This window comes from Streptomyces sp. NPDC098101 (genome assembly GCF_044760185.1).
In the GTDB taxonomy this organism is placed as follows: Bacteria; Actinomycetota; Actinomycetes; order Streptomycetales; family Streptomycetaceae; genus Streptomyces.
Map to the genome: position 1 here is coordinate 612,050 of NZ_JBIWAS010000002.1, position 13,606 is coordinate 625,655.

General features: G+C 73.1%; 12 protein-coding genes. 6 read left to right on the forward strand and 6 right to left on the reverse strand.

The window, feature by feature from the left end:
* Positions 1 to 52: 52 nt before the first annotated feature.
* The 3 genes from ACIQVI_RS09765 to ACIQVI_RS09775 form a co-directional block, all read right to left on the reverse strand.
* Positions 53 to 1,237, reverse strand: coding sequence for a NarK/NasA family nitrate transporter (locus ACIQVI_RS09765; protein ID WP_351972457.1), 1,185 nt, complete (start codon positions 1,235 to 1,237; stop codon positions 53 to 55).
* Positions 1,238 to 1,361: 124 nt separating this feature from the next.
* A complete protein-coding gene (locus ACIQVI_RS09770; protein ID WP_403593332.1) occupies positions 1,362 to 2,975 on the reverse strand; it encodes a GAF domain-containing protein in 1,614 nt (537 codons plus the stop codon).
* 54 nt (positions 2,976 to 3,029) lie between these two features.
* Positions 3,030 to 4,103 carry a rod shape-determining protein gene (locus ACIQVI_RS09775; protein ID WP_351972454.1) on the reverse strand — a complete coding sequence of 358 codons (1,074 nt, stop codon included), beginning with the start codon at positions 4,101 to 4,103 and terminating at the stop codon, positions 3,030 to 3,032.
* 437 nt (positions 4,104 to 4,540) lie between these two features.
* On the opposite strand from ACIQVI_RS09775, the gene ACIQVI_RS09780 reads away from it, so the two are divergent.
* Positions 4,541 to 5,425 carry a hypothetical protein gene (locus ACIQVI_RS09780; protein WP_403593335.1) on the forward strand — a complete coding sequence of 295 codons (885 nt, stop codon included), beginning with the start codon at positions 4,541 to 4,543 and terminating at the stop codon, positions 5,423 to 5,425.
* Between the two features lie 67 nt (positions 5,426 to 5,492).
* Here the strand turns inward: ACIQVI_RS09780 and ACIQVI_RS09785 are convergent, their stop codons facing one another.
* Positions 5,493 to 5,927, reverse strand: coding sequence for a MarR family transcriptional regulator (locus tag ACIQVI_RS09785; RefSeq protein ID WP_351972452.1), 435 nt, complete (start codon positions 5,925 to 5,927; stop codon positions 5,493 to 5,495).
* 105 nt (positions 5,928 to 6,032) lie between these two features.
* Between ACIQVI_RS09785 and ACIQVI_RS09790 the strand changes: the two genes are divergently transcribed.
* The 4 genes from ACIQVI_RS09790 (at position 6,033) to ACIQVI_RS09805 (ending at position 9,343) form a co-directional block, all read left to right on the forward strand.
* Complete coding sequence (locus tag ACIQVI_RS09790) at positions 6,033 to 7,046, forward strand: NADP-dependent oxidoreductase (RefSeq protein WP_351972451.1); 1,014 nt, start codon at positions 6,033 to 6,035, stop codon at positions 7,044 to 7,046.
* Positions 7,047 to 7,118: 72 nt separating this feature from the next.
* Positions 7,119 to 7,541 (forward strand): organic hydroperoxide resistance protein, encoded by a 423-nt coding sequence (locus ACIQVI_RS09795; protein WP_125665179.1) that lies wholly within the window; start codon positions 7,119 to 7,121, stop codon positions 7,539 to 7,541.
* Between the two features lie 101 nt (positions 7,542 to 7,642).
* Positions 7,643 to 8,482, forward strand: coding sequence for an EI24 domain-containing protein (locus tag ACIQVI_RS09800; RefSeq protein WP_403593340.1), 840 nt, complete (start codon positions 7,643 to 7,645; stop codon positions 8,480 to 8,482).
* 12 nt (positions 8,483 to 8,494) lie between these two features.
* Positions 8,495 to 9,343 (forward strand): pectate lyase, encoded by an 849-nt coding sequence (locus ACIQVI_RS09805; protein ID WP_403593343.1) that lies wholly within the window; start codon positions 8,495 to 8,497, stop codon positions 9,341 to 9,343.
* Here ACIQVI_RS09805 and ACIQVI_RS09810 read toward each other — a convergent pair.
* Positions 9,334 to 10,341 (reverse strand): LysR family transcriptional regulator, encoded by a 1,008-nt coding sequence (locus ACIQVI_RS09810; protein ID WP_403593346.1) that lies wholly within the window; start codon positions 10,339 to 10,341, stop codon positions 9,334 to 9,336. The genes ACIQVI_RS09805 and ACIQVI_RS09810 overlap by 10 nt on opposite strands.
* Positions 10,342 to 10,567: 226 nt before the next feature.
* On the opposite strand from ACIQVI_RS09810, the gene ACIQVI_RS09815 reads away from it, so the two are divergent.
* Positions 10,568 to 12,778 carry a M4 family metallopeptidase gene (locus ACIQVI_RS09815; protein WP_403593350.1) on the forward strand — a complete coding sequence of 737 codons (2,211 nt, stop codon included), beginning with the start codon at positions 10,568 to 10,570 and terminating at the stop codon, positions 12,776 to 12,778.
* Between the two features lie 81 nt (positions 12,779 to 12,859).
* On the opposite strand, the gene ACIQVI_RS09820 is transcribed toward ACIQVI_RS09815, so the two are convergent.
* Positions 12,860 to 13,579, reverse strand: a complete 720-nt coding sequence (locus ACIQVI_RS09820; protein WP_403593353.1) for a carbon-nitrogen hydrolase family protein — start codon at positions 13,577 to 13,579, stop codon at positions 12,860 to 12,862.
* Positions 13,580 to 13,606 lie beyond the last annotated feature (27 nt).

A 13,606-nucleotide genomic window follows, 5' to 3' on the forward strand; every position in this document is an offset into this window, starting at 1 on the left:
CCTCAAGAGCGGCCCGCCGGGAGCGCCTCAGGGGCGGCCGGTGGTCGGCCTCTCAGGAGCGGCCCGCCGTCGTCCTCGCCGGCTCGGGCTCCGGCTCCTCGCCGCCCGGCCGGATCCCGCGCATCCGCCCGTACGCGTACACACAGCCCGCGAGCGCCAGGTCGGAGAGGAGCATGAACCCGATCGAGTACGAGTCCTTGGCGCTGTAGATCGCGCCCATCACCAGCGGCGGCAGGAAGCCGCCCAGGCCGCCCATCGCGCCGACGATGCCGGTCACGCTGCCGACCTTGGCCTGCGGGGTGACCTGGGAGACCAGCGCGAAGACCGAGCCGCTCGACGTGCCGAGCCCGGCCGCCATCACCAGGAGGGCGATCGTGCCGCCCGGGTTCAGCGGCGGGTCGAAGGCCTGGACGATCGCGAACAGGGCGGCCGTGCCGAGCGCGGCGGCCGTCACGAGCGCCGGGTGGAACCGGTCCGAGAGCCAGCCGCCGATCGGCCGGAAGATGACGGTGACCAGGGCGAAACCGGCCGCCTTGGTGCCCGCGTCCGTCGGGTCCAGCTCGTACCAGGTCTTCAGGTACGTCGGCAGGTACACGCCGAACGCGACGATGCCGCCGAAGCCGATCGCGTACAGCGCCGACAGCTCCCACGTCACCCGCAGCCGCGCCGCCGAGCCCAGCCGGGTCGCGAGCGAGGCGGTGGGCACGGGCCGGTCGGGCCGGTCGGTGATGAGGAAGAAGGCGAGCACCGCGTACACGGCGAGCGCGATCGCCACCACGAGGAACGGCAGGTTCTCGCCGTGCTTCGCGATCCGGGGCGTGAAGTAGCCGGAGAGCGCCACGCCGCCCATGCCCATGCCGAACACCCCGAGCGCCAGACCGCGCTTGGCGGGCGGGAACCAGGAGTTGACCAGCGGGATGCCGATCGCGAACGTGGTGCCGCCCAGGCCCAGGAGGAAACCGACGACCAGCATCAGGCCGTAGCTGTCCTTGACCACGGTCAGGAGCAGCACGGGGACGATCGTCAGCGCCGCGAACAGCGGGAACATCGTCTTCGCCCCGTACCGGTCCGTCAGCGCGCCGGCCGGGACGCGGCCGAGCGAGCCGACCAGGACGGGCACCGCGACGAGCAGCGACTGCTGGAAGGAGCTGAGGCCGAGCCGGTCGCCGTACCAGCTCGCGAGCGGTGCGATCAGGTTCCACGCCCAGAAGGTGAGCGTGAAGCCGATGGTGGCCATCACCAGGTTGCGGTAGGCCGCCGCGGTCGGGGGCTTGGTCTCGGTGTCCACGCCTCCAGTCAAGATCCCGGCCGGGGACACGGCGCGCCGGACTGCTCCGTACGGGGAAGCCCCCGTACGCGCCTCACGGCCAGGTCACCACGGTCGGCGGGGTCCCGTCGTCCTCGATCCGCAGCCGGACGCCCCCGTCCCCGGCCGTCACCCGGACGGTGATCGCCCCGATCCCGGACCGCCGGTGCGCCGCCGCGAGCGCCCCGCGCAGGACGCCGAGCAGCCTTCCCTCCGTCTCCTCGTCGACGAGGGCGTCGACCGCGCCGGAGAAGTGCACGGACGGCTGGAATCCGAGCAGGGCCGCCGCCCCGCCGGTCTCGCGCAGCACCCGCCCCCGGAAGGTCGTCGGCGCGTCCGCCGGCGGCTGCTGGAGCGCGAAGATGGCCGTGCGGACCTCCTGGATCGTGGAGTCCAGCTCGTCCACCGCCCGGCCCAGCAGCACGCTCTCCTCGGAGGGTTCCGAGGAAGGGTCTTCGGGGGAGCCCGGGGACGGGTCCGCAGCCGGATCCGTGGAGGAGGCCGCCGCCCGCCGCCGGGTCGACTCCAGCATCATCTCCGTGGCGAACAGGCGCTGGACGACCAGGTCGTGCAGGTCACGGGCGATCCGGTCCCGGTCCTCGTACACCGCGAGCCGCTCCCGGTCGTGGCGCGCGTCCGCGAGGACGAGCGCGAGCGCCGCCTGGGAGGCGAACTGCGAGGCGAGCAGCCGGTCCACCGCCGAGTACGGCGGGTCGCCGCGCCGCCGGGGGAGGGCGAGGGTGCCGATGAGCTTCCCGCCGCTCCGCAGCGGCAGCATCATCGACGGGCCGAAACGGGACCGGACGTGGGTGGTCATCCGAGGGTCGGTCGCCGAGTCCTCGACGAAGACGGGCTCCCCGCCCAGGAGCTGGACGAGGACGGGGGAGCCGGGCGCGATCGTCGTCCCGATCAGGTCCCCCGGGTCGTCCGGGGTCGAGGCGGCGACGATCTCCATCCCGCCCTCGGCGGTGGGCTGGAGGACCACCCCGGCCGAGGCGCCGGCCAGGACGCGGGCCCGCTCGGCGACGGTCGTCAGGGCGTTCTCGGCGGACGCGCCGGTGAGCAGGGCCGTGGTCACCGCGGCCGCGCCCTCGATCCAGCGTTCCCGCTGCCGGGCCGTCTCGTACAGACGGGCGTTGCCGATGGCGATCCCGGCCTGCGAGGCGAGGACCCGGAGCAGGGCGAGGTCCTCCTCGGTGAAGCGGCCCGCGCGCTTCTCGGTGAGGTAGAGGTTGCCGAAGACCTCGGTGTGGACCCGGATCGGGACGCCCAGGAAGCTGTGCATCTCCGGGTGCCCCTCGGGCACGCCGGAGGAGCGCGGATCGGCCGTCAGGTCGTCGATCCGCAGCGGCCGGGGGTCCTCGACGAGGAGGCCGGTCAGTCCGGTGAAGCCGTCGGGGAGGCGGCCGACGCGCCGCCGCTCCTCCTCCGTCAGGCCGGCGGTGAAGAGTTCGGTGAGCCGCCGGCGCTCGGGGTCGACGACCCCGAGCGCGCCGTAGCGGGCGCCGATCAGCTCGGTGGCGGAGTCCACGACGTGCTGGAGCGTGGCGCGCAGTTCGAGGTCCGTACCGACGCCGAGGACCGCTTCGAGCAGCAGGGGAAGACGGGGCGGGTCCGCGTCCGGGCCTCCGGAGGAACCCTCGTCCCTGTCCTCATCCATGAGCGTCATGGCCCCATTGTCGTATGAATGGGGCCTTTTCGGCGTTTCGGGTACGCCGGAGGGTCACTCCTCCTCGTCGTCGTCGTCGGCGAAGGGGTCCCGCACCGACAGCGGGTCCAGGACCATCGGCTCGACCTTGCCCTCCAGCATCGCGCCGAGGCCCAGGACCGCGCACACGTCGGGCCGTTCGGCGATGTGCACCGGCATCCCGGTCGCCTCGCGCAGCATCTGGTCGAGGCCCGGCAGCAGGGCGGAGCCGCCGACCATCATGATCCCCCGGTCCGCGAGGTCGGCCACCAGGTCCGGCGGGCAGTCCCGCAGCACCTTCCCGATGCCGTCGAGGACCGCCGTCAGCGGGGTGTGGATGGCCTCCCGCACGGCGGCGGTGTCGACGGTCACCGAACGGGCCAGGCCCGTGGCGACGTCCCGCCCGTGGATCTCGGTCCAGGCCGGGCCCTGGGGCGTCAGGCCGTTGCCCCTGAGGGCCAGTTGCAGCGGCCGCACCGACTGGCTCGGCAGCATCAGCTCGTGGTGGTGGCGCAGGTGCTGGATGATCGCGTGGTCGATGGCGTCACCGCCGATCGGCATCCGCTCCGCCGTGACGATCGCGCCCAGCGAGAGCACCGCGACCTGCGTGGTCGCCGCCCCACAGACCATGATCATGGTCGCGGTCGGCTGCTCGACGGGCAGCCCGCAGCCCACGGCCGCCGCGATCAGGGTGTCGACCAGCTCCACCCGGCGCGCCCCGAGCCCCACCAGGGTCTCCACGGTGGCGCGCTGCGCCAGCGGGTCGCTGCCGTGCGGGGTGCACGCGGCGGCGCGCAGCCGGGGCTTGCGGCGCAGCTGCCGGCGCAGCTTCTCGCCCAGGAGGTGACGGAGCATCCGCTGCGCCATCTCGATGTCGACGACCGTGCCGCCCGAGACCGGGCGCACGACCCGGATGTAGTCGGGGGTGCGGCCGGTCATCTTCTCGGCGAGCTCGCCCACGGCGATCAGCGCGCCGGTGCGGACGTTGACGGCGGCGACGCTCGGCTCGTCGACGACGAGTCCGGCCCCCTTGACGAAGACCCGGGTGCGGGAGGCACCCAGGTCGACGGCGACATGGCAGCGGCGCAGCTGCTCGAGGCTGACGGTCATGGCGGATCCTCCGGAGTGCGGTGCCGGCACGTGCGAGGTGGTGCGCGGTCCTCTTCGCATCGTCCGACCGTCCGGCCCCGGGCGCGCGCTGGGCTGCGCCGGGAGGGGGGTGGGGACGCCCCCACGGTGGGCGGACCCTTCCGGAACCGTCCGCAGCCGCCTTTCCGAAACCGTCCGCGGCCGCCCCCCGACACCGTCCGCGGCCGACCCTTCCGGAACCGTCCGCAGCCGTCCGGCTCCGGAGGGTCCGAAGAGATCCGGCGGGGATCCGCCAAAGCCCAGTCAGAGACCAGTCAGGCATCCGTCAGGGATCCGGAGGCGATCCTTCCCGAAGCGGGAGAATCGCGACGCACCGCCGTCGACCTGCGGTTTCCTCACAGGATCCTCACGTTCGCGGCTATCTGACGGCGTGCCGGGCCGCATAGCCTGCGGGCCCCATGGACTACTGCCACGCGTGCCGGCGGCATCTCAACGGGGCCCTCGCCTGCGCCGGGTGCGGGACCCCCGTGGAGGAGCTGCGGTACGAGACCCCCCGCGCCGCCGCTCCCCGGCCGACCCCGGCCGCCGCGCCCGAGCACGTCTACGAACTGGACGTCGTCGAGCCGCCCCGCCCGCCCGCCGGAGGCCGCCGCGCCGCCCGCGCCGCCGCGCGGGGCCGTTCCGCGCGCCGGGGGAGGCGGTCACGGACGCGCCGGGGCCGTACGGTCCTGCTGGCGACGGCCGGACTGGTGCTCGCGGCCGGCACCCTGAGCCTGGCGAAGCTGGCCCTGGAGCCGGCGCCGCCGGGCGGCGTCGCCACGGCCGTCCAGGAGTTGGAGGTCACCGAGACCCCGCTGCCGCCCGACCCCGTCGAGAGCACCGGAATGCCGGACGGCTCCGGCCCGGCCCCGGTGACGGACGCGCCGGACGCCGCCTCCACCCGCCCCCGTCAGGTCGGCGCGGACTCCACCGCCGGGGCCGGTACGGGATCGAGCGCGGGCGTCGGTACGGGACGGGGGACGGGCAAGGGAACGGGCACCGGCTCCGGTGCCGCGCCCGGCTACGGCTCCGGTGGATCCGGCTCCGGCCCCGGCCCGGCCACCGGTCAGGGCGACGGCGGCACCCCGCCGCGATCGCCGGACGCCACGGAGCCGGCCCCTCCTTCCGGCTCGCCCGACGCGACCCCCTCCGAGGGCGACCCGACGCCCTCCGAGCCGGGAGGGTCCGGGGACCCCGGAAAGCCCGGAAGGCCCACGGCCCCGGCCACCACCCCGACGCCGAGCGCCACCCCGTCCCCGGAACCGACCCCCACCTGCACCCGCTTCCTCTGGTGGTGCGTGTAGGAAGCGCAGGAAGTGCGGGAACGAGGAGTCCAGGAACGGGGGCGGCCGCAGAGCCCCGGCCCGCGCCTTACGCCGGGTCCACGCCCAGCATCCGCTTCAGCAGGTCCCGAAGCAGGGCCCGCTCGACCTCGGTCAGCTCGCCGAGCGGCTCGCGCGCGAAGTCGAGCGACTCGCGCAGCCTGCGGGCGACGGCCCGGCCCTCCTCCGTGGGCACGGCCAGCTTGACCCGCCGGTCGTCCGGGGCGGGCCGCCGCTCCACGAGGCCGCGCGCCTCCAGGCGGTCGACTATCCCGGTGATGTTGGACGGCTCGCACTTCAGCTTCTGGGCGATGCGGCGCATCGGCAGCGGTTCGAGCGAGAGCAGGCCGAGGACCCGGGCCTGGGCACCGGTCAGCGCGTGCTGCGCGGCCGCCTGCTCGTACTCCTCGTAGTAGCGCGCCACGACCGTGCCGATCAGCTCGACGACTTCGAGGGTCAGGGGGTCCGTGCGTGAGGTGGCCATGGGGTCCATCCTACCCGGATACTTGACAACATGAAATATCAAGGCGCATGGTTGTTTCAGGCAGTGAACCTTTGTTGATCTGAAGCTTTTCTGGAGGCCGTGCCCATGTCCGCTCTTCCCGCGTCCAGCCGCGAGTGGCACCTCGTCGCCCGTCCGCACGGCTGGCCCGTCCCCGCGGACTTCGCCCTGCGCGAGACCCCGGTCACCGAGCCCGCCGAGGGCCGGATCCTCGTGCGCAACCTGCACTTCTCCGTCGACCCGTACATGCGCGGCCGGATGAACGACGTGAAGTCGTACATCCCGCCGTTCAAGCTCGACCACCCCATGGACGGCGGCGCGGTCGGCGAGGTCGTCGCGTCGAACGCCGAGGGCTTCGCCGTCGGCGACCACGTCCTGCACGGCCTGGGCTGGCGCGAGTACGCCGACGTGCCCGCCCGGCACGCGACCAAGGTCGACCCGGACCTCGCGCCCCTCTCCGCCTACCTCGGCGTGCTCGGCATGACCGGCCTCACGGCCTACGCCGGCCTCTTCGAGGTCGCCTCCTTCAAGGAGGGCGACGCCGTCTTCGTCTCCGGCGCGGCCGGCGCCGTCGGCAGCCAGGTCGGCCAGATGGCCCGGCTCAAGGGCGCCTCCCGGGTCATCGGCTCGGCCGGCTCCGACGAGAAGGTCAAGTGGCTGGTCGAGGAGCTCGGCTTCGACGCCGCCTTCAACTACAAGAACGGCCCGGTCAGGGACCAGCTCCGCGAGGCCGCCCCGGACGGCATCGACGTCTACTTCGACAACGTCGGCGGGGACCACCTCGAAGCCGCGATCTCCTCGCTCAACGTGCACGGCCGCGCCACCATCTGCGGCATGATCGCCCAGTACAACGACACCGAGCCGGTCCCCGGCCCGCGCAACATGGCGCTGATCATCGGCAAGCGGCTGCGCCTCCAGGGCGTCCTCGTCGGCGACCACTACGACCTCCAGGAGCAGTTCGTCCGCGAGGTCGGCGGCTGGCTCGCCGCCGGCGAGCTGAAGCACCGCGAGACCTTCGCCGAAGGCATCGAGAACGGCGTGGACGCCTTCCTCGGCCTGCTGCGCGGCGACAACACCGGGAAGATGATCGTCTCGGTGTGACCCGCTAGGCTTCCCCCAGCCGTCGCGATCGTGGGCGCGAGTCGCGGCGAACCGCAGAAGGAAGTACCCAGCATGTCCATCCAGCACTCCGACGTCCTCTACACCGCGGTCGCCACCGCCGAGAACGGGCGTGACGGACGCGTCGCCACCGACGACGGCAAGCTCGACGTCGTCGTCAACCCGCCCAAGGCCATGGGCGGCTCCGGCGAGGGCACCAACCCCGAGCAGCTCTTCGCGGCCGGCTACAGCGCCTGCTTCCAGGGCGCCCTCGGGGTCGTCGCCCGCAACGAGAACGCCGACGTCTCCGGCTCGACGGTCACCGCCGAGGTCGGCATCGGCAAGAACGACGACGGCTTCGGCATCATCGTCAAGATCTCGGCGACCATCCCGAACGTGGACGCCGAGACCGCCAAGAGCCTCATCGAGAAGGCCCACCAGGTCTGCCCGTACTCCAAGGCGACCCGCGGCAACATCACGGTGGAACTCGCGGTCTGACCCCGGACGCGCACCGTCGTACGAGGACCGCACCCCGGCCGACCGGGGTGCGGTCCTCGCCGCAACCAAGCCCCCCGACCGCCCCCGATAGGGTGACCCCCATGCGTGATCTCGGGGTGGGTTTCGGTTACCTGGTCAAGGGCCAGAAGTGGGTGGCCAAGCACGGTCGGTGGTTCGGATTCGGGCTGTTGCCCGGACTCGTGACCCTCGTCCTCTACGCGGGCGCCCTCGTCGGACTCGGCTACGGCGCCGACGACCTGGCCGCCTGGGCGACCCCGTTCGCCGACGACTGGACCTCGCCCTGGCTCGACGTCCTGCGCGGCACCCTGACGGCCCTCGTCTTCGTCTTCGGGCTCTTCCTCGCCGTCATCACCTTCACCGCCGTCACCCTCCTCGTCGGCCAGCCCTTCTACGAGTCGCTCTCCGAGGCGGTCGACCGCGGTGAGGGCGGCGAGGTGCCCGAGTCCGGGCTCCCGCTCTGGCGCGAGCTGTGGATCTCGGCCCGGGACAGCCTGCGGATCCTGCTGCGGGTCGCGTTCTACGGCATCCTGCTCTTCGCCTGCGGCTTCATCCCGGTGGTCGGCCAGACCGTCGTCCCCGTCGTCGGCTTCTGCGTCTCCGGCTTCTTCCTCACCGAGGAGCTGACCTCCGTCGCCCTCCAGCGCCGGGGCGTCGAGTTCAAGGAGCGGCTGAGCCTGCTCCGCGGCCGCCGGACCGCCGTCCTGGGCTTCGGAGTTCCGCTGACCCTCGCCTTCCTCGTGCCCTTCGTCGCCGTGTTCCTGATGCCCGGAGCCGTCGCCGGCGCCACCCTGATGGCCCGCGACCTGCGCGGCGAGACCTCCGACGAGGACCGGGACGACACGTCTCCGGAAAACCGGCGGCACGACGGCAACCTTCCTCCGTCCGGCGGCGACCAGGGGGTGCACCACCTCCCCCACTGACGAAGGAGCACGATGACCTCCCACCAGCGCAGGACCTCCCACCGGTCCGGGACCGGCCACCGGCGCAGGACCGGCCGCCGCCGCGCCCTCATCGGCGGACTGAGCGCCCTCGGCCTCACCGGCGCCGCCGTCGTCACCAGCACCCTGCTCGCCCCGGCGGGCGCGGCGACGGGCGCCTGGCCCCGGGCCACGGGCAGCGAGCCGGTCGCCACCACCATCGAGGTCTCGGGCACGTACGACGGCGGACTCAAGCGCTTCCACGGCACCGGCGCCCTCGGCTCCGACGGCCAGGACGAGAGCCAGAAGCCGGTCTTCGTCCTCAAGGACGGCGCGGTCCTCAAGAACGTGATCCTCGGCACCCCCGCCGCCGACGGCGTCCACTGCCTGGGCAGTTGCACCCTCCGGAACGTCTGGTGGGAGAACGTCGGCGAGGACGCCGCCACCTTCAAGGGCACCTCGCCGCAGTCCGTCTACACGGTCCACGGCGGCGGAGCCAAGGGCGCCTCCGACAAGGTCTTCCAGTTCAACGGCGCGGGCAAACTGGTCGTGACCAGGTTCCAGGTCTCCGACTTCGGCAAGCTCGTCCGCTCCTGCGGCAACTGCAAGAAGCAGTACCCCCGCTCGATCATCCTCAACGACGTCGACGTCACCGCCCCCGGCACGTCGATCGTCGGCGTCAACGCCAACTACGGCGACACCGCCGCCCTGCGGAACGTACGGATCCACGGCGACGCCAAGAAGAAGATCGAGCCGTGCGTCCGGTTCACCGGCAACAGCACCGGCAAGGAGCCGAAGAAGACCGGCGCCGGACCCGACGGCACCACCTGCCGCTACTCGGCCGGAGACCTCTCCTACGAGTGACCCGGTAGCCCGTCGGACGCGCCCGGTCCTCCCCGCGCCTCCTCCAGGGCCGGGTGCAGCTCCGGCCGGGCCTCCCACCACTCCCGGTGGAAGGCGTTGGTCCGCACGTTCGCCACGTAGGCCTCGGCCGCCGCCCGGTACAGCAGCTCCGCGTGCCGGGCGGGCACCGCCGCCCTGTTCCAGGCCAGCCGGATCCGCCCGTTCACCGGATCACCCTCCAGCGGCCGCAGCACCGTCCCGGCGGCCGGCGGCGCCGTCGGCTGGCTCAGCGAGATCGCCCGGCCCGCCGCGATCAGGTCGTAGTGCATCTTGCGGTCGGCCACCCGGTGCCGGAGCAGCGGGGCGAACCCGGCCCGCGCACAGGCCGCCGTCAGCGCCTCCGGGCCGCCGTCGTCGTCCTCCACCAGCGTCATCCAGGACTCGCCCGCCAGCTCCGCGAGCGCGATCCGCTCCTTCGCGGCCAGCGGGTGGTCCGCCGAAAGACGCACGCAGAACGGCTCCCTGGGGACCAGCGTCCGGGCCGTCGCGCCCTCCGGCAGCGGGACCTCGTGGTCGTTGACCTCCCCGTACAGCACGGCGTCGTACCGGCCCGCGCCCAGCTGCCGGGTCAGCGTGGTCACCGAGTGCTCCACGGTCACCGCGATCTCCCGCCCCACGAGCACCTCTTCGAGCCGCTCCATCAGCCGGTCCACCAGGACGAGCAGGATGCAGCCGAGCCGCAGCGGGGCGTCCGGCGCGACGGCCCGCGCCCCGGCCGCCAGCGCGTCCATCTCGCCGAGCACCAGACGCGCCTTGGCGAGCACGAACTCGCCGAGCGGCGTGGGCTCCACACCGCTGCGGCCGCGCAGGAACAGCTCCCCGCCCGCGACCCGCTCGATCCGCCGCAACTGCGCCGAGAGAGCCGGCTGCGAGACCCCGAGACGCACCGCCGCGCGCCCCAGACTGCCCGCTTCCGCTATCCGGCAGACGGCCTCCAGATGCCTCAACTCCAGCTGCATTTCAGCAGCGTACGCAGCACCGGGCGGCCGCACCATAACCCGCGTCTTATGCCGCATGGGATGTCCCGGAGTGGTCGTGTCCACGCCCATACTCGGCGCGACGATCCGACTTCCCCACTCCGGATCGCACTCCGGACCCCCACTCCGGATCCCCGCCCCGATCCCACACCCCGGATCACCGACCCGGAATCCCCACCCCGGATCCCCCACCTCGAACGGAGCACCCGTGCACCCCTTCAGACTCACGGCGGCCGTGGCCGCCCTGGCGCTCTCGGCGAGCCTCGCGACCGCCCTCGCCGGCCCCGCCACCGCCGCCCCCCAGGCCCCGTCCGGCCCGCAGTCCCAGCCCGTCCCGCCCGGCCACGGCAGGTCCCTCGCCCTGGCCGCCGCCGACACCGCCGCCGAGAGCGGCCTCGACGAACTGCGGCACGGCACCGACGAGGAGCTCGTCCGCACCTCCGTCACCCCCTGGGCGAACGGTCTGTACTACGCCGCCTACGAGCGCACCTACAAGGGCCTCCCGGTCGCCGGCGGCGGCGACGCGGTCGTCCTCACCGACTCCACGGGCGCGGTCCGCGAGGTCACCGGCGTCAAGGCCCCCGCGATCAGGCTCGCCACCACCACCGCCAAGGTCCCCGCGGGCACGGCGCTCGCCACCGCCCGCAAGCAGCTCGCCTCCGTCGAGTCCGCGAGCACCCCCGAACTGACCGTGCTCCTCAAGGCCGGAAAGCCCGTCCTGACCTGGCACACCCTGGTCGTCGGCCGCACCGCGAAGGGCGCCCCCAGCTCCCTCGACACCCACGTCGACGCCCGCACCGGGGCCGTCGCGCAGTCGACCGAGAAGATCCTGCACGCCGACGGCCGCGGCTACCACAACGGCAACGTCACCATCGACACCGCCGCGAGCTCGATGACCGACACCACCCGCGGCTCCTTCAAGTGCGGCGGCCAGAACGGCAGCGCCTACACGGGCACCCCGCCCTGGGGCAACAACGGCGCCAACGACCTGGTCACCGCCTGCGTCGACATCATGTACGCGGCGCAGAAGGAACACTCCATGCTCAAGGAGTGGTTCGGCTACAACGGCCAGAACGGACAGGGCGGCATGGTCCCGGCCCGCGCCGGACTGAGCGAGGTCAACGCGTACTACGACGGTACGAAGACCACCTACGGCCGCAACCGGAACGGCACCAACCAGCTCACCGGCATCGACGTCGTGGCCCACGAGTACGGCCACGAGATCTTCGACCGCACCCCGGGCAGCGCCGGCTCCTCCAACGAGAACGGCGGCCTCAACGAGTCCACCGGAGACATCTTCGGCGCGCTCACCGAGCACTACGCCAACAACCCCAACGACACCCCGGACTACACGGTCGGCGAGAAGCTGAACTTCACCGGCAACAACCAGCCGATCCGCAACATGTACAACCCGTCGCTGATCAACAACGACCCCAACTGCTACACCCAGCTGACCTCGGGCACCGAGGTGCACGCGGCGGCCGGACCCCAGAACCACTGGTTCTACCTCCTCGCCGAGGGCTCCAACCCGGGCGGCGGCAAGCCCAACAGCCCCATATGTTCCGGCGGCCCCTCCTCCGTGACCGGCATCGGCATCCAGAAGGCCGGCAAGGTCTTCATGGGCGCCCTGCTCATGAAGACCTCGTCCTGGAACCACCTGGCCGCCCGCAGGGCGACCCTGACCAGCGCCAAGAACACCTACGGCAGCGCCGAGTGCAACGCGGTGAAGGCCGCCTGGAACGCGGTCGGCGTCCCCGCCCAGTCCGGTGAGACCGACTGCGGCGGCTCCACCAACCCGGACTTCTCGCTCGCCCTGAACCCGTCCTCGGGTTCGGTCCAGCCGGGCGCCTCCGTCACCTCCACGGTCAACACCAGCACCGTCGGCGGCAACGCGCAGACCGTCCAGCTCTCCGCGAGCGGCGCCCCGAGCGGCGTCACCGTCTCCTTCAGCCCCACCTCGGTGACCTCCGGGAACTCCTCCACGATGACCGTCCAGGTCGCGGCGGGCACCGCCAACGGCACGTACCCGATCACCGTCACCGGCACGGGCTCCGCCACCCACACCGTCACCTACCAGCTGACGGTCGGCACGACGACCCCGCCCACCGGCTGCGCCAACGCCCAGCGCACCTACCAGGGCAGCCTGACGTCCGGCCAGACCGCGATCCAGCCCGACGGCTCGTACTACTACGCGGCGGCGTCCGGCACCCACACGGGCTGCCTGCGCGGCCCGGCCGGGCAGGACTACGACCTGTACCTGCAGAAGTGGAACGGGTACGGCTGGACCGACGTGGCCGTGGGCGGCACGGCGACCGCCGACGAGAACACCAGCTACTACGGCACCGCCGGCTACTACCGGTACGTGGTCCACGCGTACAGCGGCTCCGGTGCCTACACGCTGGGTCTGAGCGCCCCGTAGCGGGCCGGGGGTCCCATCACGGGGTCCCGCGCCGGGCGGCCGACCCGAACGGCCGCCCGGCGTCCGCGCGCCCGGGACCCCTCAGCCCGCCCCGACCTCGGCGAGGACGAAGCCCGGCCGGTCCGGGCCCGCGTCCGCGAGCCGCTCCCCGTCCGGGCCCCAGACCCCGGCGCCGCCCCGCCCCACCCCGTCCTCGTTGGCCCCGAGGACGTTGCCGAGCACCACGTACAGGCCGAAGTCCCGGGCCCGCACCGGATACACCTCGGTGAACGAGTCGTTGCCCCCGGTCAGCACCGAACTCGCCAGGTAGACCGCGCAGCCGTCGGCCGCCGCCCGCTCGGCCAGGTCCGGGAAGCGGTTGTCGTAGCAGGTGGCCGTCGCGAACCGGACCCCGTCGAGCGCGAACCGCCCGTCCTCCGCGCCCGCCGCGAAGACCTCCCGCTCGACGCCGTACAGGTGCCGCTTGTCGTAGCGGGCGAGGAGCCCGCCGTCCGGGCCGATCACCAGCGAGGTGATGCCGGGCCGCCCGTCCGCCGTCCGCACCGGCCCGTTGACCACGGCCGCCGCCGACACCGCGCGGCACGCCTCCCGGACGGGGTCGAGCCGGGGATCGTCCTCGGCGAGGACCAGGCCGGGGGAGTCCCGTACCAACGAGGGCTCGTACCCGCTGAGGCAGAGCTCGGCGAAGACGACCACGCGGGCCCCCGCCTCCCCGGCCTCCCGGACCAGACCGGCGACGGTCCGCGCGTTGGCGTCGATGTCCCCGGCGACCGGGGCGAACTGGGTGGCTGCGACGATCATGACCCCCATCATCCCGCCCGTGGACCG

Excerpts from the sequence above, each read along its gene's own strand:
- ACIQVI_RS09800 (WP_403593340.1), top strand. The coding sequence starts at position 7,643 with ATGCGTGATCTCGGGGTGGGTTTCGGTTACCTGGTCAAGGGCCAGAAG.
- ACIQVI_RS09820 (WP_403593353.1), bottom strand. The coding sequence starts at position 13,579 with ATGATCGTCGCAGCCACCCAGTTCGCCCCGGTCGCCGGGGACATCGAC.
- ACIQVI_RS09765 (WP_351972457.1), bottom strand. The coding sequence starts at position 1,237 with ATGGCCACCATCGGCTTCACGCTCACCTTCTGGGCGTGGAACCTGATC.
- ACIQVI_RS09795 (WP_125665179.1), top strand. The coding sequence starts at position 7,119 with ATGTCCATCCAGCACTCCGACGTCCTCTACACCGCGGTCGCCACCGCC.
- ACIQVI_RS09785 (WP_351972452.1), bottom strand. The coding sequence starts at position 5,927 with ATGGCCACCTCACGCACGGACCCCCTGACCCTCGAAGTCGTCGAGCTG.
- ACIQVI_RS09805 (WP_403593343.1), top strand. The coding sequence starts at position 8,495 with ATGACCTCCCACCAGCGCAGGACCTCCCACCGGTCCGGGACCGGCCAC.
- ACIQVI_RS09790 (WP_351972451.1), top strand. The coding sequence starts at position 6,033 with ATGTCCGCTCTTCCCGCGTCCAGCCGCGAGTGGCACCTCGTCGCCCGT.
- ACIQVI_RS09770 (WP_403593332.1), bottom strand. The coding sequence starts at position 2,975 with ATGACGCTCATGGATGAGGACAGGGACGAGGGTTCCTCCGGAGGCCCG.
- ACIQVI_RS09780 (WP_403593335.1), top strand. The coding sequence starts at position 4,541 with ATGGACTACTGCCACGCGTGCCGGCGGCATCTCAACGGGGCCCTCGCC.
- ACIQVI_RS09810 (WP_403593346.1), bottom strand. The coding sequence starts at position 10,341 with ATGCAGCTGGAGTTGAGGCATCTGGAGGCCGTCTGCCGGATAGCGGAA.
- ACIQVI_RS09775 (WP_351972454.1), bottom strand. The coding sequence starts at position 4,103 with ATGACCGTCAGCCTCGAGCAGCTGCGCCGCTGCCATGTCGCCGTCGAC.